General features: G+C 70.5%; 20 protein-coding genes. 9 read left to right on the forward strand and 11 right to left on the reverse strand.

Features of this window, described 5'->3' with window-relative positions; all coding sequences use genetic code 11:
• Position 1 precedes the first annotated feature (1 nt).
• The 7 genes from CVS47_RS15540 to CVS47_RS15570 form a co-directional block, all read right to left on the reverse strand.
• Positions 2-784, reverse strand: coding sequence for an SDR family NAD(P)-dependent oxidoreductase (locus CVS47_RS15540; protein ID WP_127096900.1), 783 nt, complete (start codon positions 782-784; stop codon positions 2-4).
• Positions 785-872: 88 nt separating this feature from the next.
• Positions 873-1868 (reverse strand): sugar ABC transporter substrate-binding protein, encoded by a 996-nt coding sequence (locus tag CVS47_RS15545; RefSeq protein ID WP_127096901.1) that lies wholly within the window; start codon positions 1866-1868, stop codon positions 873-875.
• A 94-nt stretch (positions 1869-1962) separates the two neighbouring features.
• A complete protein-coding gene (locus CVS47_RS15550) occupies positions 1963-2955 on the reverse strand; it encodes an ABC transporter permease (RefSeq protein WP_127096902.1) in 993 nt (330 codons plus the stop codon).
• Positions 2939-4486: a sugar ABC transporter ATP-binding protein gene (locus CVS47_RS15555; RefSeq protein WP_241240192.1), complete on the reverse strand. Its 1548-nt coding sequence runs from the start codon at positions 4484-4486 to the stop codon at positions 2939-2941. Before CVS47_RS15555 ends, CVS47_RS15550 begins: the two co-directional genes overlap by 17 nt.
• Positions 4483-5553 carry a zinc-dependent alcohol dehydrogenase gene (locus CVS47_RS15560; protein ID WP_127096903.1) on the reverse strand — a complete coding sequence of 357 codons (1071 nt, stop codon included), beginning with the start codon at positions 5551-5553 and terminating at the stop codon, positions 4483-4485. The genes CVS47_RS15555 and CVS47_RS15560 overlap by 4 nt, the downstream gene beginning before the upstream one ends.
• Before the next feature lie 32 nt (positions 5554-5585).
• A complete protein-coding gene (locus CVS47_RS15565) occupies positions 5586-6548 on the reverse strand; it encodes a transketolase family protein (protein WP_127096904.1) in 963 nt (320 codons plus the stop codon).
• Complete coding sequence (locus tag CVS47_RS15570) at positions 6548-7423, reverse strand: transketolase (RefSeq protein WP_127096905.1); 876 nt, start codon at positions 7421-7423, stop codon at positions 6548-6550. The genes CVS47_RS15565 and CVS47_RS15570 overlap by 1 nt, the downstream gene beginning before the upstream one ends.
• 252 nt (positions 7424-7675) lie before the next feature.
• On the opposite strand from CVS47_RS15570, the gene CVS47_RS15575 reads away from it, so the two are divergent.
• The 5 genes from CVS47_RS15575 to CVS47_RS15595 all read left to right on the forward strand — a co-directional run bounded on the left by CVS47_RS15575 (position 7676) and on the right by CVS47_RS15595 (position 12234).
• On the forward strand, positions 7676-8212 hold the full coding sequence (locus tag CVS47_RS15575; RefSeq protein WP_164734678.1) for a MarR family winged helix-turn-helix transcriptional regulator: 537 nt from the start codon (positions 7676-7678) through the stop codon (positions 8210-8212).
• Between the two features lie 114 nt (positions 8213-8326).
• Positions 8327-9202, forward strand: a complete 876-nt coding sequence (locus tag CVS47_RS15580; protein WP_127096907.1) for a methylenetetrahydrofolate reductase — start codon at positions 8327-8329, stop codon at positions 9200-9202.
• 11 nt (positions 9203-9213) lie between these two features.
• Positions 9214-10089, forward strand: coding sequence for a formyltetrahydrofolate deformylase (gene purU / locus CVS47_RS15585; protein WP_127096908.1), 876 nt, complete (start codon positions 9214-9216; stop codon positions 10087-10089).
• 55 nt (positions 10090-10144) lie between these two features.
• The gene (ligM, locus tag CVS47_RS15590; protein WP_127096909.1) at positions 10145-11557 is read left to right on the forward strand and encodes a vanillate/3-O-methylgallate O-demethylase; all 1413 of its coding nucleotides are present in this window, start codon (positions 10145-10147) and stop codon (positions 11555-11557) included.
• Positions 11558-11646: 89 nt separating this feature from the next.
• Complete coding sequence (locus tag CVS47_RS15595) at positions 11647-12234, forward strand: PadR family transcriptional regulator (RefSeq protein WP_127096910.1); 588 nt, start codon at positions 11647-11649, stop codon at positions 12232-12234.
• A gap of 9 nt (positions 12235-12243) precedes the next feature.
• On the opposite strand, the gene CVS47_RS15600 is transcribed toward CVS47_RS15595, so the two are convergent.
• From CVS47_RS15600 to CVS47_RS15610, 3 genes are all read right to left on the reverse strand, one after another.
• Entirely contained in the window at positions 12244-13263 is a 1020-nt protein-coding gene (locus CVS47_RS15600) for an acyl-CoA thioesterase (RefSeq protein ID WP_241240193.1), read from the reverse strand.
• A gap of 81 nt (positions 13264-13344) precedes the next feature.
• Positions 13345-14226, reverse strand: a complete 882-nt coding sequence (locus CVS47_RS15605) for a serine hydrolase (RefSeq protein ID WP_241240366.1) — start codon at positions 14224-14226, stop codon at positions 13345-13347.
• Positions 14227-14329: 103 nt separating this feature from the next.
• Entirely contained in the window at positions 14330-16294 is a 1965-nt protein-coding gene (locus CVS47_RS15610; protein ID WP_127096913.1) for a M13 family metallopeptidase, read from the reverse strand.
• Between the two features lie 223 nt (positions 16295-16517).
• Between CVS47_RS15610 and CVS47_RS15615 the strand changes: the two genes are divergently transcribed.
• From CVS47_RS15615 to CVS47_RS15630, 4 genes are all read left to right on the forward strand, one after another.
• Complete coding sequence (locus CVS47_RS15615; protein ID WP_127096914.1) at positions 16518-17069, forward strand: isochorismatase family protein; 552 nt, start codon at positions 16518-16520, stop codon at positions 17067-17069.
• Positions 17070-17101: 32 nt separating this feature from the next.
• Positions 17102-18424: an MATE family efflux transporter gene (locus CVS47_RS15620; protein WP_127096915.1), complete on the forward strand. Its 1323-nt coding sequence runs from the start codon at positions 17102-17104 to the stop codon at positions 18422-18424.
• Between the two features lie 73 nt (positions 18425-18497).
• Entirely contained in the window at positions 18498-19031 is a 534-nt protein-coding gene (locus CVS47_RS15625; RefSeq protein ID WP_127096916.1) for a hypothetical protein, read from the forward strand.
• Between the two features lie 26 nt (positions 19032-19057).
• Positions 19058-20542, forward strand: a complete 1485-nt coding sequence (locus CVS47_RS15630; protein ID WP_127096917.1) for an AAA family ATPase — start codon at positions 19058-19060, stop codon at positions 20540-20542.
• A 19-nt stretch (positions 20543-20561) separates the two neighbouring features.
• Here the strand turns inward: CVS47_RS15630 and CVS47_RS15635 are convergent, their stop codons facing one another.
• Positions 20562-21227 (reverse strand): TrmH family RNA methyltransferase, encoded by a 666-nt coding sequence (locus CVS47_RS15635; RefSeq protein WP_127096918.1) that lies wholly within the window; start codon positions 21225-21227, stop codon positions 20562-20564.
• Positions 21228-21246: the final 19 nt, after the last annotated feature.

Consider the following 21246-nt stretch of genomic DNA (forward strand, 5'->3'; position numbering starts at 1 on the left):
CTCAGAAGGTGGGCAGGGTGAAGCGCTGCTTGTAGGCCGAGTAGCCGTCGTCGACGTGCACGACGGTGCCGTTGATGACGTTGGCCTCGTCGGAGGCGAGGAACGCCACGACGTCGGCGATCTCCTCGGGGGCGGTCATCCTGCCTCGCAGCTGCTCGGACGCGAACAGCGCCTGGAGCTCGGCGCTGAACTGGCCGATGATCGGCGTCGCGACACGGCCCGGCGTGATCGCGACGGCGCGCACGCCGTACTCGGCGAGCTCATACGCGGCGGAGCGCGTGAAGGAGATGACGGCAGCCTTGGCGGCGCTGTAGCTGAACGCCAGCTCCGCGGCCTGCTCGCCGTAGATCGAGGAGGTGCTGATGATGACGCCGCCGGTCCCCTGGTCGCGGAACTGACGACCGGCCGCCAGGATGCCGTAGTACACGCCGTCCTGATCGATGCGGATCATGGGCGCGTAGTCGACGGCGGGGTCGTGGTCGAGCAGCGCCTTGCCGCCGGCGATGCCCGCGTTGTTGAAGATGACGTCGAGGCGTCCGAACACCTCGACCGCGTGGGCGACCGTGGCCTCCACCTGGGCGAACTCCGAGACGTCCACCTTCGAGGCCGATGCCGCGCCTGCGAACCCCAGGGCCTCGACCTCCGCGACGACGGCCTCGGCCTGTTCGAGGTTGAGGTCGGCGACGACGACCTTCGCGCCCTCGCGGACGAACTTCAGGACGGTCGCGCGACCGATCCCGCTGGCGCCGCCGGTGATGACGGCGACCTTTCCTGCTAAGCGCATGGCTGACCTTCTGACGTGAGGCGGGGGTGGGTGGCGGAAAGAGAAAGGACGGAGGGGCGGGAGGATGCTGCTCCCGCCCCTCCGCGGATCACTGGAGCTTGTCGGAGGGGGTGATCGTCGAGGCGTTCGCCTTGTCGACCAGAGTCGTCGCGACGGCGTCGTAGTTGGTCGACGGCATGGTCTTGTCCTTCTGGTAGGCCGTGACGGCCTCCATCACGGTGTCGAGGATCGACGGCCAGGGCTGCTCGACGGTGGCGAGGAACGAGCCGCCCGACTCGATCTCGGCGATGGCCTCGCTCGTGGCATCCACACCGGTGACCTTCGCCTTCGAGCCCGCCTCGGTGATGGCCTTGGAGGCGCCCAGCGCCGCGTCGTCCCAGCCCACCCACACGGCGTCCAGGCCGTCGGGGTTGGCCGACAGGTAGTCCGCCGTCAGCGCGAGCGCCTCCGTGCGGCCCGTGGCGGGCGACTTGACCTTCTGGATCGAGCCGCCGGCGATGGTGGCACCGGCGTCCTTCAGCGCCTGCTCGGCCAGTCCCGCGCGCAGGCGGATGCCGGGGTGCGGGTCATGGCCGATGACCATGACGGTCTTGCCCTCGAGTCCGCCGAGCTGCTCCTCCAGTGCGCCGACCGTCTCGTCGACGATGCCCTGCTGGTCGCTGGTGATGTTGAGCGCGAAGGCATCGCTGGCCTCGGTGGCGCTGTCGATGGCGAAGATCGGGATCTCGGCGTCCTTCGCGGCCGTGACGATCGAGCTGATCGAGGCGACGTCGGTGTAGCCGTCGAGGATGACGTCGGCGCCCTGGCCGATCGCGCTCTCGACCTGCGGGTTCATCTTCTGGAAGTCGAAGTCGCCCTGGATCATCGTGAGATCCCAGCCGAGCTCGTCGGCCTTGGCGGTGACCGCCTTGACCCACCACGCGCCGATCGGCGTCTGGTTGCCGGAGGTGAAGGCGATGACCTTGAACGGTCCGTCGCCGGAGCCGCCGGTGCCACCGCCGCCGCCCGATCCGGACGAGCATCCGGTGAGGGCGAGCACGGTCACGGCGGCCACGGCCACCAATGACGAGATTCGCTTGCGCATGTGTAACTCCTTCGTTGAACTGCGGATTGCGGGTGGGGACTGCGAGGTGACGAGCCGGTGCGGGGGCACCGGCGCGTCGAGGGATCAGGACGCGCTATCGTTCGCGCGTCTTGAGGGACGAGAGGGTGACGGCGGCGATGATGATGAGCCCCGTGACGACCTGCTGGACGTACGAGTTCACGCCGAGGATGTTGAGGCCGTTGCTCATGACGCCGATGATGGCGACGCCGACGACGGTGCCCACGATGTTCGCGGCGCCCGAGCGGACCACGGTCATGCCGAGGAAGACGGCGGCGACGGAGAAGAGGAGGTTGTCCGACCCCTGCACCGCGCTCGCGCTGCCGAGGCGGGCCGCCAGCAGGATGCCGCCGAAGGCCGAGACCACGCCCGCCACGGTGAAGGCGAGGAGGCGTGCGCGGCGCACGTTCACGCCGGAGAGCCGCGACACCTCGACGTTGCCGCCGGTGGCGTACCAGCGACGGCCGAGGGTCGTGTACTTGAGCACGAACCACAGCACGACCAGCACGCCGATCGCGAAGAACACCGGCAGGGGGATCTGGAGGATGCGCCCCTGGCCGAGGTTGTTGAAGTCGGCCGGCAGGTTGAACAGGGTGGTGCCCTGCGTCACGAGGTACGCCAGGCCCGTCACCGAGGTGAGGGTGGCGAGCGTGGCGACGAAGGCCGACAGGTTCAGATATGCGATCAGCAGGCCGTTGACGAGGCCGACGAGGAGTCCGACGGCGAGCCCCGCGAGGATGGCGACGCCCGTGGGCGTGCCGCCGAGCATCAGCGCCGCCGACGTCGCACCCGCCAGCGCGGAGGTGGCCGCCACCGACAGGTCGAAGTCGCCGACCACCATGACCAGCGTCTGCGCGCCGGCGATGATCGCCAGGATCGCCACCTGGTACAGGATGTTGCGGACGTTCGTGAAGCTCAGGAACACGTCCGGTCGCATCGCGAAGAAGAAGATGATCAGCACGACCAGGGCGAGCACGGTGCCCGATGACAGCAGGGACTGCCCGACCGAGCGGCGCGGAACGCGCAGCGTCGAGGTGTCCTCCAGTCCGGGGTTACTGGTGGTGGTCATGTGCTTCCGCCTTTCCGTAGCAGTACGCGAGCAGGACTTCCTCGTCCGCGCCCTCGGCCGGGACCTCTCCCGAGACCCGCCCCTCGTGCATGATCAGGATGCGATCGCTCATCCCGATGAGTTCCGGCAGCTCCGAGCTGACGGCGATGACCGCCGTGCCGCCCTCGGCGAGCTGCCGGATGAGGCGGTAGATCTCCGCCTTGGTGCCGACGTCGATGCCGCGGGTCGGCTCGTCCATGAGCAGCACCTTCGGCCGGCGGGCCAGCATCTTGGCCAGCACCACCTTCTGCTGGTTGCCGCCCGACAGCTCGCTGACGGGCTGCCGCGGGCCGCGCGCCTTGATCTGGAGGTCCTTCATGCCGCGCTGGGTGATGACCGAGATGCGCGAGGCCGACACGATGCCCATGGTGCTGACCTCGCTGATATTGGCCACGGCGATGTTGTCCTGGATGGTCGCGCCGAGGATGACGCCCTGGCTGCGGCGCTCCTCCGGGACGAGCGCGATGCCGGCCTCCAGGGCGCGGCCCACGCCGGGCGACTGCTTGAGCGTCGTGCCGCCGACGGTCACCACGCCGCCGCTGTGCTTCTGCGCCCCGGCGAGGATGCGCAGCAGCTCGCTGCGGCCCGATCCCGCCAGCCCGCCGATACCGAGGACCTCGCCCTCGCGCACCTCGAACGACACGTCCTTCACGCGGCGGCCGTCGATGTTCGCGGCCGTCAGCGCGACGGGGCCGGCGCCGGAGCCCCGTTCGGGGTACAGCTCGCCGGCGGAGCGGCCGACCATCGTGGAGATGACCTCGTCGATGTGCGAGTCCGCGACGTCCTTCGTGACGATCGTGCGGCCGTTGCGCATGATGGTCAGCCGGTCGCACAGCTCGAAGACCTCCTCGAGGCGGTGCGACACGTAGACGATGGCCACGCCGCGCTCGCGCAGCGAGCGCAGCACGGCGAACAGGTCGGTGATCTCCGTGTCGGTCAGCGAGGCGGTCGGCTCGTCGAGGATCAGCACGCGGGCGTCGGTCGCGAGGGCCCGCGCGAAGGCGACCATCGTCTGCTGCACGGGCGTGAGGTCGCCGGCGAGCATGTTCAGCGGGATGCGCTGGTTGATGCTGTCGAGCTGCGCACGCGCCTTGCGCTTGAGCGCGCGCCACTGCACGAGGCCGCCGCGGCTCGGGGTCTGGTCGCCGAGCAGGATGTTCTCGGCGACGCTGATGGAGGGGATGACCGACAGCTCCTGATAGAGCGCGACGACGCCGGCGTGGTTGGCGGCGCGCACCGTGGCGAACTCGACCTCCTCGCCGTCGCGCAGGAGCACGCCCTCGTCGGGCGCGTAGAGGCCGGTGACGACCTTGATCAGCGTCGACTTGCCGGCGCCGTTCTCGCCGAGCAGCGCGTGGATCTCGCCCGGCAGCACCTCGAAGCCGGCGCCGTCGAGGGCGTGCACGCCGTCGAACCGCTTGACGATGTCGCGGGCTTCGAGCGCGGGCGTCCGGGGCGCGACCGCCGGAGCCGCGGCATCCGTCAGGGTCACGAGGCGCTCCCGAGGTCGTCGATGTCGTTGCAGCGGAGCAGGACCTTCGGATGCCGGCCGCTCACGTGGACGGCGAAGGCCTCGGTCGCGTCGTCGAGGTCGAAGACGGCCTCGGTCAGCTCGCGGAGGTCGAGGAGGGGCAGCACCTGCAGTGCGCGCGGGAACGCGTAGGGCGAGACGAACACGCCCGTGAGCGTGAGCTCCTTGAGGTACAGGTAGTCCGAGAGGTTCAGGGGCATGGCGAAGTCGTGCGGGTACATCGCTCCATAGACGACGGTGGCGCCCTTCGCGGCGATGTCCAGGAGCCCCTGGACGGCCCGGGGCGAGCCGGACGCGTCGACGACGATGTCGTAGCCGCGGCCGTCCGTGATCGCGTCGGCGCGCACCTGCTGGTCTTCGGCGACGGGATCGATGACGTGCTGCGCACCGTGACGCAGGGCCATCTCACGACGCTCGGCGATGGGCTCGATCATGGTCAGCGACGTGGCGCCGTACATCTTGAGCACCTGGAGGGTCAGCTGGCCGATCGGGCCGCCGCCGCAGATCGCGACGCGGTCGCCGACGCGGATACGGGTCTTGTCGGCGATGCGGACGGCCACCGAGGTGGGCTCGAGCAGGCATCCCTGACGGAGCGTGACCTCGTCGGGCAGGCGGTAGACCTGCGACTCGTGCCAGGTGATGGTCTCGGCCATGCCGGGGCGGTTGTAGTCCTGGATGTTCTCGCAGAACTGCTGCCTGCCCTCCTGGCACGGCCGGCAGGTGCCGCAGAACCGCAGGAAGTTGCCCGACACCCGGTCGCCGACCCGCAGGCCGTTGCGGTGCGCCCGCTCGCCGAGCGCCTCGATGACGCCCGACAGCTCGTGGCCGAGGCCGATGGGCACGTCCGTGCCGAAGAAGCCCTCGGCGAGGTGCGGATCGGATCCGCAGATCGCGGAGTACGCGACGCGGATGCGCACGTCCTCCGGCCCGAGGTCCGGCTGGGGCATGTCGACGATGCCGATGCGTCCGCGGGCGGACTCGTCCGGATCGCGCAGGCTGCCGATCCTGGTGACGGCGACTGTTCTCATTCGTCTCTCCGTTGAGCGAGGGGCAGAAGGGGTCAGTCCGCGGCGATGACGCGGCGGAGGGCGGCGACGGTGGCCGACAGTCCGTAGCCGTGCTTGTCGCGCAGCTCCTCGTCGTCGCCGAAGCCGGCGTAGACCTGAGGGATGCCGAGCCGCTCGAAGGCGGTCAGGCGCACCCCGCGATCGGCCACCACGTCGGCGACGCGACTGGCGAGACCGCCGTAGGCGAGATGGTCCTCGAGGACGACGAAGCGGCCGCCGGTCTCCTCCGCGCACTGCACGATGAGGTCGGCGTCGATCGGCTTGAGCGTGAACATGTCCACCACCCGCACCGACCGTCCGTCCTTGGCGAGCTCGTCCGCGGCGTCGAGCGCCTGGGCGACGACGGTGCCGTGGGTGAAGATCGTGGCATCCGTGCCCTGACGGGCGGTGATGCCCTTGCCGATGCGGATGTCGTGCTCTCCCGGCTCGTAGAGCACCTTGTCCTTCTTGCCCACCGCGAGCCGCACGTACAGCGGGCCCTCCATCGCCATCGACTGGCGGATCACCTCGCCCACCATCAGCGGGTCGCCGACCGAGGTCACCGTCATGTTGGTGAGCGCGCACATGAGCGCGAGATCCTCGACGGCGTAGTGCGTGGAGCCGCCGTTGCCGACGAGGCCGCCGTGGGTGCCGATGATCTTGACCGGCAGGTTCGGGTAGCAGACGTCCGTGCGGATCTGCTCGAGCGCCCGCATCGACAGGAAGGGCAGCATGCCCGACACGACGGGGATGTTGCCGTCGTAGGCGAGTCCCGCGGCGATGCCCACGCAGACCTGCTCGGCGAGGCCGACGTCGATGAACCGGTCGGGGAAGGTGTCGCGGAACTCGATCACCGTCGCGCCGATGTCGGGGGTCAGCACCCAGAGGTTCGGGTGCTCATGGCCGAGCTCGGCGAGGGTGGTCCCGATGACGGAGCGGGCTCCGAGGAACTCACCGAACGTGAAGGTCTTGGGCATCAGACGGACTCCTTCTGGCGGGATGCGTCGAGCGAGGCCATCGCCCGTTCGAGATCGGCGGCACCCAGCGAGCCGGCGTGCCAGGCGAGGTTGGCCTCCATGAAGTCGACGCCCTTGCCCTTGACGGTCTCGCAGATGACGACCGTGGGCCGGTCGCTGTCGGTGGCCGGCAGCGCGTCGATCGCGGCGACGAGCTGCGCCATGTCGTGGCCGTCGACCTGCACCACGTTCCAGCCGAAGGCGGCCCACTTGTCGGGGTACGGCTCGAAGACGACCCGCTCCTCGGCGAAGCTCGTCATCAGCTGACGGTTGCGGTCGACGAAGGCGACCAGGTTGCCGAGCTCGTTGCTGCGGGCGGCCATCGCCGCCTCCCAGACGGACCCCTCACCGGTCTCGCCGTCGCCGAGCAGGCAGACGACGCGGTGCGACTCGCCGCGACCGCGGGCGCTGAGCGCCATGCCCACGGCCAGCGGAAGGCCGTGGCCGAGCGAGCCCGTGGAGCACTCGACGCCGGGGAGCTGCACCTTGCACGGGTGCATGCCGTAGGCGCTGTCGAGCTGACCGTAGGTGTCGACGATGCCGTCGTAGGAGAAGAATCCCCGGATGGCCATCGCGATGTACATGCACACGGCGGCGTGGCCCTTGCTCAGCACGAAGCGGTCGCGGGTGGGGTTGCGGATGTCGGTCGGGTCGACGCTGAGGCCGTACTGGTACAGCGCCGTGAAGATGTCGGCGGCCGACAGGTCACCGCCGATGTGCACGGCGCCCTCGTAGGTGCCGCAGAGCTGCAGGAGCTTGGCGCGCAGCTCGTAGGCCAGCTCCTCGAGCTCCGCGACGCTCGGTCGCTGGGTGGTCAGGGCAGCGGTGTCGCTCATCGCAAGCCTCCTCGTCGTGGGTCGCGTGGACGTCGGGAAGGCGCATGCAGCAGGTCTTCGTCGACGCTCCGTGATGGTCGTCCTCCGCCTGGCGGGTCCGACGAGAAGTGAAGCTAGCACGATCTCATTTACATGTAAACAGGAATGCACGTAAACTACTTTCCGGGGAACCATCCACGCTCGCGGGGGTGTTCCATGGAGTGCACACGGTACGGCGAAGACGCCGTGCCGCCCCGGGCGAGAGGATGGGCGATGGCGCACACGACGGCCGGCGGCGACGCCGGCAGAGCAGACGTGGTCACGGAGCCGCTGCCCGACACCATCGACCCGGACCACTTCACGCCCCGGCTCCTCGCGCTCGTCTCCAACGCGCTGGTCTGGCGCGAGTCGCACGAGCTGCGGCGCCGATACGGCCTGGGAACGAACGACTGGCGCGTGATCTCCACCCTCGCGGTGAACCCGGGGATGGCCGCGACCGACATCGCCGCCTACGCCGCGCTGAACAAGGCGGTCGTGTCCAAGAGCGTGGCGACGCTGCTCGAGCGCCGGCTGATCGTGCTCTCCGACGGACCCCGTGGATCGCGGCCGATGTACCTGACCAGGGCGGGCGCCGAGATGCACGACCTCATGCTCCCGATCTCGCTGCGCGGGCAGGAGATCGTGCTCTCCCACCTCGACGGCGACGAGATCGCCCGCCTGAACGACCTCCTCCAGCGCCTCCTCGACGAGACGCGCGCGCTCATGACGCTGGAGAGCGAGGCCCTGGTCGACGGGAACGCCGACTCCTGAGCGGGCGGCGGCCGCGGCATCCGAAGTCGCTATGTACATTCCCTATGGGTATAGGTAAAGTGCTAGCGAGGACGCGAAGAGGCGTCCGGCCGGTCGGAGGAAAGGACCTCGCTCATGGCACACACCACGTCTACGCGGAATGCCGCGGCGGAACGCGAGCTCGTCAGCGGCTTCTCGCTCGAGATGACGGGCAAGGACGTCCCCGGCCTCATCGAGGCGAAGGACTCCATCCCCCAGGGGACCAAGATCAACGTGACCTTCCTCGGCAATGAGGACCTCGAGATGCGGGTCGCGGCATCGAAGGCCGTGCGCGACATGGGCTTCATCCCGGTGCCGCACATCTCCGCCCGCCGCCTCTCCTCGCAGGCGCAGCTGGAGGAGTTCCTCTCCCGGCTGCAGGACGTCGACGCCACCGAGAGCGTCTTCGTGGTCGGCGGCGACCCCGCCGTGCCCGAGGGCCCGTACGAGGGCGCGTACGACGTGATCCGCACCGGGATCCTCGCCGACTACGGCGTCAAGGAGGTCAGCATCGCGGGCTACCCCGAGGGGCACCCCGACATCTCCGACGAGGTGCTCTGGCGCTCGCTCGACGAGAAGGCCGTCTCCCTGCGCGAGCAGAACATCGGCACGACGGTGCTGACGCAGTTCTCCTTCGACACCGACCCGGTCATGACCTGGATCGACCAGGTGCGCGCCCGCGGCATCGACTCCACCATCCGCATCGGCACCCCCGGACCGGCCGGCATCAAGCGCCTGCTGGGCTTCGCCCGCCGCTTCGGCATCGGCGCGAACGCGATGATCGTGAAGAAGTACGGCTTCTCCCTCACGAACCTGATGGGCACCGCCGGACCCGACCGCTTCGTCAGCGATCTCGCCTCCCTCGTGTCGGAGGACCCCGCCGCCGGCAAGGTCAGCCTGCACTTCTATACGTTCGGCGGACTGCTGGCAACATCGGAGTGGGCGCGGGACTACCTCGGCGCCCAGTCCTGACAGGAGCCCTCATGACCGTGCACACCTCTGCGCTCGCCGATCACGCCTGCCTGATCGTCCACGGCCCCGACCGCCCCGGAATCGTGGCGGCGGTCACGGCCCTGATCGCCCGCAACGGCGGCAACATCACCACGCTCGACCAGTACTCCTCCAACGCCGACGGCGGCGAGTACTTCCAGCGCGTGGTCTTCCACCGCCCCGACCTGGCCGCCGCGATGCCGGTGATCGAGGAGGACCTGACCGCGACGGTGACGCCGCTGGGCCTCGAATGGACGCTGACGGATCAGTCGATCCCGAAGCGGATGGCGATCCTCGCGTCCACGTCGGACCACTGCCTGCTCGAGCTGCTGTGGCGCCACCGCCGCGGCGAGCTGCCCGTGACCATCCCGATGGTCATCAGCAACCACACCAACACCGCCGAGGACGTCCGCTCGTTCGGGATCCCCTTCTTCCACGTCCCCTCGCAGGGGCCGGACAAGTCGGAGGCGGAGGCGAAGATCCTCGACCTGCTGCGCGGCAACGTCGATTTCGTCGTCCTCGCCCGGTACATGCAGATCATCTCGGAGGACTTCCTCGACGCCGTCGGGGTGCCGGTGATCAACATCCACCACTCCTTCCTCCCTGCCTTCATCGGCGCGGCGCCCTACCGCAAGGCGAAGGAGCGCGGCGTGAAGCTCATCGGCGCGACCTCCCACTACGTCACCAAGGACCTCGACGAGGGCCCGATCATCGAGCAGGACGTCGCCCGCGTCGACCACTCGATGAGCGCGGCCGACCTCCAGGCCCGCGGCGCCTACGTCGAGCGCGCCGTCCTGTCCCGTGCCGTGCAGTGGCACGCCCAGGACCGGATCATCCGCGACGGCAACCAGACCATCGTCTTCTCCTGAAATCGGGGATGCCTCGCGGCATCCCTCCCCCCTCACGAACAGAAAGAGGTTCACCGTGGCACCCAAGAATCTGCAGGAAGTCATCGACGCGGCCGGAAGCCCCGTCGAGCTGCTGCGCAACTCCCAGATCGGCTCCTACATCTACCCCGTCGTGCCGGCGGACTTCCAGAACTGGATCAAGGAGCAGAAGGCGTGGCGCGACACCGCCGTGCTCTACGACCAGTCGCACCACATGGACAACGTGTTCCTCAGCGGCTCCGACGCCATCAAGCTGATCTCCGACACGGCCATCAACTCGGTCGCCAACTTCGCCCTGAACAAGGCCAAGCAGTACGTGCCGACCACCGCGTCGGGTCACGTCATCGGCGACGGCATCCTCTTCCGCGAGGGCGAGGACGAATACACCTACGTCGGCCGTGCGCCCGCGTCGAACTGGCTCATGTTCCACGGCGAGACCGGCGGCTACAGCAACCTCGACATCACCGTCGACCGTCGCTCGCCCTCGCGCCCCTACGGTCACGCCGTCACCCGCCAGTACTACCGCTTCCAGATCCAGGGCCCCAACGCCTGGTCGGTCATCGAGAAGCTGAACGGCGGCTCGCTCGAGCAGCTCAAGTTCTTCAACATGTCGACGATGACCATCGACGGCACGACCGTCAAGACGCTGCGCCACGGCATGGCGGGCGCTCCGGGCCTCGAGATCTGGGGCCCCTACGAGGACCACGACCGCATCTGGACCGCCATCGTGGAGGCGGGTGCCGAGTTCGGCCTGCTGCCCGTCGGCTCGCGCGCCTACCCGTCCAACACGCTGGAGTCGGGCTGGATCCCCTCGCCGCTCCCCGCCATCTACACCGGCGAGGCGGAGCGTGCCTACCGCGAGTGGCTGCCCGCCGACGGCTACGAGGCGACCGGCACGCTGGCCGGGTCGTTCGTCTCGGAGAACATCGAGGACTACTACCTGACGCCGTGGGAGCTCGGCTACGGCTCGTTCGTGAAGTTCGACCACGACTTCATCGGCCGTGACGCGCTCGAGAAGATCGACCCGGCCTCGCAGCGCAAGAAGGTCACGCTCGCGTGGGACGCCGAAGACCTCGGCAAGGTGTGGACGTCGCTGCTGAACGTCGACGGCCCCAACTACAAGTTCTTCGACCTGCCGCTGGCCAACTACGGCTCGGCGAACTACGACGCCGTCGTGGATGCGGACGGCACCGTCGTCGGCTACTCGATGTTCACCGGCTACAGCGCCAACGAGCGCCGCGGCCTGTCGCTCGCCACCGTCGACCCGAGCGTGCCCGAGGGCACGGAGCTCAAGGTCGTCTGGGGCGAGCCGAACGGCGGCACGAAGAAGGCCAGCGTCGAGCCCCACGAGCAGACCGAGGTCCGCGCCGTGGTCAGCCCGGTGCCGTACTCCACCGTCGCCCGCGCCACCTACCAGGGCGGCTGGCGCACCGGCTACGAGTCGGCCTGAGGCCGGGCAATAGTCTCGAGGGGGTCCGATCGCGCGGTTCGTCGCCGGCCGGGCCCCCTCACTCCGTTTCGACACCTCCGGGAGGCGCCATGAGCCTGCGCAACGCGCTGCTGGCGATCCTGCGCGTCGGGGCGCTGTCGGGGTACGACCTGCAGAAGCAGTTCTCCCTGTCGGTGGGCCACGTGTGGCACGCGCCCGACTCCCAGATCTACCCCGAGCTGCGCAAGATGGAGTCCGAGGGGCTCATCGAGGGCGAGGAGCAGGCCCGCGGTGAGCGCGGCACCCGCCGGGTCTACCACGTGACCCCCGCCGGCGACGCGGCCTTCCTGGCGTGGATGTCGTCGCCGCTCGAGTACGCCCGGGTGCGCGACCCCGCGCATCTGCGCGCCGCGTACCTCGAGACGACGACGCCGGAGGCGGCACGGGCGTTCCTCGTCGGGCACATCGAGCACCACGAGGAGCTGCGCGAGCAGTGGGAGATCGAGCTGCGCCGCATCGACGCACGGGAGAACCCGATGCTCATGCGCCGCCTCGCCCAGACCCCCGCCGAGGAGCAGGACCGCACGGTCGCCTTCAAGCGCTTCGCCTATGAGGGCCTCGTGGAGCGTGCGCGCGGCGAGATCGAGTGGGCGCGCCGCGGTCTCGCGCTCATCGACAGCCTCGACGGACCGGCGTAGACCCCGGCTTCAGGGCTCCAGCGAGATCGACGCCGCGATCGGCACGATGTCCTCGCGCAGCCTGATGATCTCGCGGGCGTGCGCGTTGAGCCGCCGGTCCTCCGCCTCGACGGGCTCCCAGAAGGGCACCGGAAGAGCGACGCCGCCCTCCCCCGGCACGGCGAACACGCTCAGGCAGAGGGTGGTGAGCGTGCGCTCGTGTGGAGACCGGGGATCGGCCGTCAGCACGCGCGTGCTCACGTGCATGCTGCGGTCGCTCGTGTGGATGAGCCGGCTGTCGACCTCGACGATGTCGCCGATGCGCACCGGCGCGAAGAAGTGGATGCCGCCGGAGTACACCGCCACGGCGTGGTCGGCGAGCGGGTCCTTCCCCATCCAGCCGACGGCGCACGCGTAGGCGCTCTCGTCGATCCAGCGCATCACCGTGCCGCCGTGGGCCTTGCCGCCCCAGTTCACGACCCCGGGCGGGACGAGGAAGCGCAGGATGCTGCGGGGCGCGGCCGTGGCATCCGTGTACTCCTCCTCCCGCATGAGCCGCTTGATCTCGGTGCGCGCGGGGATGCGCAGCAGCGCTCCCTCGGCCAGCACCCGGTCGGAGCGGGTGCGCGGCTCCCACGAGGGCACCTGCTGCGCCCGGCCGTCGGCATCCTTCGCGACGAAGATGAGGATGCAGGTCGTGGCCGGCGTGTAGACGCGGGTGTCGACGTCGGCGGACGACACCGTCACCACCACGTGCATGCTCGAACGGCCGGTGTGCACGAGACGCGCCTGCACCTCGATCAGGCTGCCGGGCGCGATCGGCCGGCGGTGGCGCACGTTTCCGACGTAGGCGGTGACGCAGTAGGCCGCCGACCAGCCCACGGCGCAGGCGTAGCCCGCCTTGTCGATCCACTCCATGACGCTGCCGGCCGCGACCGAGCGGCCTCCCGCCGCGGTGTCGGCCGGTGTCGTCAGGAAGCGCAGCGTGATGCGGTCGTCGCGTGCTCGCGCGGGACCGGCTGCGGCGACGTCGGGGGCGGCGGTGCTCACGGCGCCAGCATAGAGGAGCGGATGCCGCGGCATCCGTCGTCGGTCATGCGCGGGAATCCGCCGGAACGGACGGCGACGCGTCTAGAAGACGTACTCCATGAGGTCGGTCCCCAGCACGCGGAAGGCGTCGTGCGCGCGGAGCCGGTGCGCGATGGAGAGGTCGTCGAAGCAGACGATGAGCGCGTAGGCGACACCGGCCCTGGGCCCTGCCAGCACACCCGCCTCGACGCGCACCCCCGCGTCCCGCCCCGTCTTGTTCACGAACAGGAGCCCGTGCTGGTCGCTCTCGTGGGCGAACGGGTCGAGGCCTGTGGCCGAGGCGACGAGCGAGAGGTCGTGCCCGCGGCTCAGCCACTCCGACACCTGGGCGCTCACCCCGGCCGATACGGCCGTGGTGTTCACCAGCGCGGCGAACATCGCGGCCAGCTCGCGCGCGGAGCCGAGCGCGACGTGCGGGGCGTCGTCGAGGCCGCGCGCGTCGCGGAAGCGGTCGAGCAGCGCGAGCTGCGTCATGCCGAGCGCCTCGATGCGCGCCCGCACGGCGGGGAGCCCCACGCGCTCGAGCAGCGCGTTCGCCGCGAGGGCGTCGCCCGTCGACGCCGCCAGCAGCGCCAGGTCGACGAGCGGCAGCGCCGGCGCGGCGAGATGCTGCCACACGCCGGAGACGGCCACGGCATCGACCGAGGAGCGCTCGACGATCTCGAACGGCTCGAGCGTGCCGGCCTCGAAGGCCGCCGCGACCTCGATGAGAAGCGGCACCACGCCCATGCCGGCGATCGGCAGCGTCTCGAAGTCGTCACCGGCCAGCACCTCGGTGCCCCGGTCGAGGTCGTCGATGCGCACCGAGATGCGCGCGCCCGACGCGGCGAGCGCGTCGAGGGCCTTCAGCGTCGAGGTGAAGGAGCGCCGGCCCGCGGCCGCGCGCCGCGGTGACCGGCGTCCGCCTCCGCGGGTGCCGCGCAGCGGCTCGGTGTCCCGAGCGGGCTCCGGCGGCGTACCCACGAGCGGGTCCTTCCGTCGTCGATGTGCGGGGAACGGGAGCCGCGACCCGGCCGGGTCGCGGGGCTCACCAGATGGTGACGCGCTTGTCCTCGTCGAGCCACAGCGCGTCGGCGGACGTCACCTCGAAGGCGTCGTAGAACGCGTCGACGTTGCGCACGATCTGGTTGCAGCGGAACTCGTTGGGCGAGTGCGGGTCGATCGTCAGCAGACGGATCGTCTCGGCATCCCGGCCCTTCTGCTGCCAGACCTGCGCCCAGCTGAGCAGCAGGCGCTGCACGCCGGTGTAGCCGTCGATGACCGGGGCGTCCTGTCCGTCGAGCGACAGCTCGTAGGCCTTGAGCGCGATGCCCAGTCCTCCGAGGTCGCCGATGTTCTCGCCGATCGTGAGGGCGCCGTTGACGTGGTTCTCCGGGTCGAGCCCGCGCGGCACCAGCTCGTCGTACTGTGCGATGAGCACCGAGGTGCGCTCCTCGAAGGCGGAGCGGTCCTCATCGGTCCACCAGTCCCGCAGCGACCCGTCGCCGTCGAAGCGGCTGCCCTGGTCGTCGAAGCCGTGGCCGACCTCGTGCCCGATGACCGCTCCGATGCCGCCGTAGTTGGCCGCGGCATCCCGATCGGCGTCGAAGAACGGGTACTGCAGGATCGCCGCCGGGAACACGATCTCGTTCATCAGCGGGTTGTAGTACGCGTTGACCGTCTGGGGGGTCATGAACCACTCGTCGCGGTCGATCGGCTGCCCGACCTTGCCGAGCTGACGGTCGTGCTCCCAGACGTGCGAGCGGCGGACGTTGCCCACGACGTCGGACGCGTCGATCTCGAGGGTGGAGTAGTCCTTCCACTTCGCCGGGTAGCCGATCTTCGGCGTGAACGCGTCGAGCTTGGCCAGCGCGCGCTCGCGCGTCTCGGGGGTCATCCACTCGAGCGAGCGGATGCTGCGGCGATACGCCTCGATGAGGTTGGCGACCAGCTCGTCCATCGCCTCCTTCGCGGCCGGCGGGAAGTGACGCTCGACGTAGACGCGGCCGACGGCCTCGCCCAGCGCCGCCTCGACGAGCCCCACGCCGCGCTTCCAGCGGTCGCGGTTGACCGGCACGCCGGTGAGCTGCGTGCCGTAGAACGAGAAGTTCTCGTCGACGAAGGCCTCCGACAGGAATGCGGCGGCGGAGTGCACGATCTTGAAGCGCAGCCACGCCTTCCAGTCCTCGATGCGCTCGTCGCTGAGCAGTCCGCCGAGGGCCTCGAAGAAGCTGGGCTGATAGACCACGACCTCCTCGAACGCGTCGGCGTGCGAGGCGCCGACGGCCTCGCGCCACGGCTGCAGGTCGACGCCGACGAGCGCCTGCACCTCGGCCCACGTCGTGAGGTTGTAGGTGGCGACGGCGTCGCGGCTGCGGACGTTGTCCCAGTGGTGCGAGGCGATCTCCGTCTCGAGCGCGAAGATGCGCCGCGCCTGCCCCTCGGGGTCGTCGACACCGGCGAGGCCCAGGATGCGGGCGATGTGCGCCGTGTACGCCTCGCGGGTCTCGGCGAAGTTGTCGAGGCGGTAGTAGCTCTCGTCGGGCAGCGAGAGGCCGCCCTGGATGACGAACGGAACGTACCGCGTCGGGTCGCCCGGGTCGGGCTCGACGTAGAGGTCGATGAGCCCGCTCACGCCGTCGCGCTCGAGCGCGCCGACGGTGCGGAGGAAGGAGGGGATGTCGGTCACCGCGTCGGCGGCGGCCAGGCTCGGCTCGAGCGGCGTCGCGCCGCGCTCCTCGATGGCCGCGGTGTCGGCGAAGCTCGTGTAGAGGTCGCCGATCTTGCGGGTCTCGGTGCCGGGCTCTGCGCCCTGCGACTCCTCGATGATCGCGCGGACGTCCTTCTCGGCCTGCTCGGCGATCAGGTGGAACGAGCCCCAGCGGGCCTTGTCCTCGGGTATCGCCGTGCGCTCGAGCCACTGCCCGTTGACGTGACGGAAGAGGTCGTCCTGCGGGCGGATCTCGGCACTGAGGTCGTCCAGGGCCAGCCCGGGGGGAAGGGTGTCGGTCATGCGATCCAGGATATGGCCCGCGTCTATGGGCGGGTCGTGAGGGTGGGTCCCGCCGGGTCTGCGATCCCGCGCATGGGGGCTCGTCGGAGCGCTCACGGGGCCGATCGGTGTCGGCGGCCGGGAGTAGCCTGCAGGGTGTCGGCGGGCGACTCCGTCCGCCGGATGAGGAGGATGCCGCGGCCACGCGCTCGCGGCAGCCGCCGGATGACGGAGGGATGCCGTGATGTCGACACTCGAGGGCAGGGACAGGACCGCGCTGCTGGTGGTCGATGTGCAGAACGACGTGATGGCCGAGGCCGATGACGCCGAGGCCGTCGTCGGGCGGATCGCCGGGCTCGTCGACAGGGCTCGCGCGCAGGACGTGCCGGTGGTGTGGGTGCAGCACTCCGACGAGGGACTCGTGCACGGCGGTGACGGCTGGCAGATCGTGCCCGCCCTCGTTCCGGCCGACGGCGACCCGCGTGTGGAGAAGCTGCACGGCGATTCTTTCGAGGGAACCGACCTCGAGGGGGTGCTGGCGGGCCTGGGCGTCGGCCGGCTGGTGGTCGCCGGTGCGGAGAGCGACGCGTGCATCCGCTCCACGATCCACGGCGCCTTCGCCCGCGGCTACGACACGATCCTCGTGGGCGACGCGCACACGAGCGGCGACAAGACGGCCTGGGGTGCGCCGACGCCCGCGCAGGTCGCCGCCCACATGAATCTGTACTGGAGCTTCCAGAGCGCGCCGGGCAAGACGGCCGGGGTCGTGGAGGCCGACGACGTCGTGTTCGGCTGAGCGCGGCATCCGCGCGCTCCTAGGCTGACGGGATGACCGGGTCCGCGACGCTCAACCGCGACATCCTGCGGCTCGCCGTGCCCGCGCTGGGCGCGCTGGTCGCCGAGCCGCTGTTCCTCATCGTCGACTCCGCGATGATCGGGCACCTGGGCGCCGCGCCGCTGGCCGGCCTCGCGATCGCCGGCGCGGTGCTGCAGACGATCGTCGGGCTGATGGTGTTCCTGGCCTACTCGACCACGCCCGCCGTCGCCCGGCGCTTCGGCGGCGGCGAGCCGGGCCGTGCGGTCTCCGCGGGCATCGACGGCATGTGGCTCGCGGTCGGCATCGGCGCGATCCTCGCCCTCGCCGGCTCCTTCGCCACGCCGGGGCTCGTGGCGCTCTTCGGCGCGGCCCCCGAGGTCGCGGAGCAGGCGGTGATCTACCTGGGCATCTCGGTGTGGGGGCTACCGGCGATGCTCGTGGTCTTCGCGGCGACCGGTCTGCTGCGCGGCATGCAGGACACCGTGACGCCGCTGTGGATCGCCGGCATCGGCTTCGCCGCCAACGCCCTGCTCAACTGGCTGCTCATCTACGGGCTCGGCTGGGGCATCGCCGGGTCGGCGTTCGGCACGGTACTCGCGCAGTGGGGCATGGTCGCCGCGTACGTCGTCGTCATCGGACGACTGGCGCGCACCCACTCGGCATCGGTGCGTCCACAGGGGGCGGGCGTGCGCTCGTCGGCGCTGTCGGGGGGATGGATGCTGCTCCGCACCCTGTCGCTCCGTGCCGCCCTGCTCGGCACCGTAGGCGTCGCGAGCGTGCTCGGCACCGACGAGCTCGCCGGCTGGCAGGTCGCGTTCACGATGTTCTCCACCGCCGCCTTCGCACTGGACGCGCTGGCGATCGCCGCCCAGGCCCTCGTCGGGAAGGGGCTCGGCGCCGGCGACACCGGCCAGGTGCAGCGCGTCCTGACCCGCACCGTCGCATGGGGGGCGTGGTTCGGGGTCATCGTCGGCGGACTGATCGCGGCGCTCTCCGGCGTGATCGGCCTCGTCTTCACCGGCGACCCGGCGCTGGCCGCGCTGATCCAGCCGGCGCTCCTCGTGCTCGCCGTCGCGCAGCCGATCGCGGGGATCGTCTTCGTGCTCGACGGCGTGCTGATCGGCGCGGGAGACGCGAAGTACCTGGCGATCGCGGGGGCGCTGAACCTCGTGCCGTACGTGCCGGCGCTCGTTGTGGTCGGGGTGCTGCACCCGACGGACGCGCCCGGACTGGCCTGGCTGGCCGCCGCGTTCTTCGGCGTCTACATGGTCGCGCGGCTGCTCACGCTCGGCTGGCGCGTGCGCGGGCAGGCCTGGATGACCGCGACGGTCTGAGCCGCGGCATCCGCTCTCCCGGCTCGCGTCCGATGTGGTGCCGGTTTCCAGGATGCCTGCCTATCGTGGGGTCATGTCACCGCTTTCGCGCAGAGCCGGCGCCGCGGCATCCGTCGCCATCGCCGTCGCCGTGCTCGCGGGGTGCTCCGCGACGGAGCCGCAGAACAGCGAGGGGAACGGCGGGTTCACCCCCCTGCCCACCAAGAGCGTGGACGCGAGCCTGCTGCCCAGCGGCGCGGCGGTCGACGCGTGGGCGCTCGTGGCTCTCCCCGACGACACGGTCGGCGGATCGACCGAGGTCGCCCGCGGCGCCGGCGAGGTCGAGCCCGGCAAGGAGGCCGTCATCGACCTGACGCAGGACGAGGGCCAGTGGCAGCTGACGCTCGTGTGCCAGTCGGCCGACGGGTCGGCCATGACGATGACCCCCGCCCCCGTGGAGACGAACGAGCTGCAGCCGCTGCGCTGCTCGACGGCCGGCGACGCCGCCCGCGGCGACCTCGGCAGCATCGCGTTCGCCGGCGGCAGCGGTCATTCGCTGACCCTCTCGACGACGGTCCCGGCGGTCTTCACCTACGTGATCACACCGCAGACCGCCAACCAGGACTGAGTCAGCCCGTCATTAGGGTGAGGATCATGGATCAGTCCTCCGACGAGCGCGCTCTCCTGCACGACCTGCGGTCTCTCGTGGCCCGTCTGAACGAGATGCCCGACGAGCGTGCGGCGCGGGTCACGCCGCTCGGCGAGCGCGTCAACGCGCACCTCGGCGTCGATGCGGCTTCGCTTCCCCTCGTCCGCGAGAGCATCGCTTCGCATCGCCTGGTCGACGTCGATCTCGCGCTGGAGGAGCTGGCGGCGACCGACCCGCGCGCGGAGCTCCTCGGCATCGAGGGCGGGCAGGAACGTCAGCACGAGGACTTCGCCGGGCTGCTGCGCCACCGCTTCAGCACCTTCTCCCCCGACGGCCCCGTCGAGTACCAGACCTCCGCCACCGGGTTCGGCACCTCGCGTCAGACCGTGACCGCCGGCATCCGTCTGCTGCACTTCCACGACAAGCCCGTCGCCGTGCTCCAGCGCGGCGCTGCGCGGATGTTCGGCCGGGAGAACGCCGAGCTCGTCATCCTGACGGCCGATCCGGCGACGACCGCCGCCGTCGTCGAGCACCTCCGCCGACGCATGAACGAGCTGAGTGTCGTGCGCGGGAACATCGTGACCTTCGCCAAGTCCGACGACCACGATCGCGTGGGTCGGATGGTGTTCCTCGAGCGCCCCGGCGTCGCGGCGGCGGATGTGGTGCTCCCGACAGGCCTGCTCACGCGGGTCCGCGATCACGTCGTGGGCATCGGCGAGAACGCCGTGGCACTGCGGAGTCTCGGCCAGCACCTGAAGCGCGGCCTGCTCCTCTACGGGCCGCCGGGGACGGGCAAGACGCTCACCGTCCGCCACCTGCTGCACGAGACGCCCGGCACCACCGCCGTCCTGCTGCAGGGCATGACGCTCGGTGCGGTGGGCGAGGCGGTGCGCCTGGCGCGGGCGATGACGCCGTCGATCGTCGTGCTGGAGGACGTCGACCTCGTCGCCTCCGACCGGATGATGTTCGGCGGGCCGCAGCCGCTGCTGTTCGAAATTCTCGACGCGCTCGACGGGCTCGACGGCGACGCGGACGTCGCCTTCGTGCTCACGACCAATCGCGCCGAGATCCTCGAACCCGCCCTCGCCGCTCGGCCCGGACGCATCGACCTCGCCGTCGAGGTGCCACTGCCCGACGCCACGGCCCGCCGCGAACTCTTCCGCATCTACGGGTCAGGGGTGGACCTCTCCGCCGACGCGCTCGATGCCGCGGCCGACCGCGCGGACGGCGTGACCGCGTCGTTCGCGAAGGAGCTCATCCGCCGGGTGGTGCTCCGCGCGGCCGTGGCCGATCGCGCCCCGACCGACGCCGATCTGGATGCGGCGCTCACCGAGATGATGGAGGCGGCAGAGGGCATCGCGCATGTGCTCTTCGGCGGGCGTGCGGCAGCCGGCGTCGATCCTGGCGAACGCGGCGGAGAGCCTTCGATGGTCGCCTGGTCTCCGGGTGGTGCGGTGGCGTTCACTGCGGGCGAGCCCGACCAGGCCTGAGACCCTCGGGCGGGCGCCGTCAGCCCGTCGCCCACCGCCGGCACCACTCGTACATGACGACGGCCGCCGCGGCGCCGGCGTTCAGCGAGCGCGTCGAGCCGTACTGGGTGATCTCGACGGCGCCGGATGCCGCAGCCTGAGCCTCGGCGGACAGCCCCGGCCCCTCCTGCCCGAACAGCAGGATGCACTTCTCCGGCAGGTCGGCGCGATCCACCGGGAGCGACCCCTCGACGTTGTCCACCGCGATGATCGGCAGGCCCTCGCCCGCGGCCCACGCCTGGAACGCTGTGACGTCCTCGTGGTGCACGACGTGCTGGTACCGGTCGGTGACCATGGCGCCGCGGCGGTTCCAGCGGCGGCGGCCGATGATGTGCACGGTGTCGGCGAGGAAGGCGTTGGCGCTGCGCACGATCGAGCCGATGTTCATGTCGTGCTGCCAGTTCTCGATCGCGACGTGGAACGGATGCCGCCGCTCATCGAGGTCGGCGACGATCGCGTCCATCCGCCAGTACCGGTAGCGGTCGACGACGTTGCGGCTGTCGCCCTGAGCCAGCAGTTCGGGGTCGTAGCGCGGATCGGCGGGCGGATCGGACTCGGCACCCTCGGGCGCCCCGTCCGGCCAGGGCCCGACGCCGTGAGGCAGCCGCGGCTCCTCCGGCTCGTCCTGCTCCCGCTCCGCGCTCACCGGGCAACAGTATCCGTCG

The organism is Microbacterium lemovicicum (genome assembly GCF_003991875.1).
GTDB classification, from domain to species: domain Bacteria; phylum Actinomycetota; class Actinomycetes; order Actinomycetales; family Microbacteriaceae; genus Microbacterium; species Microbacterium lemovicicum.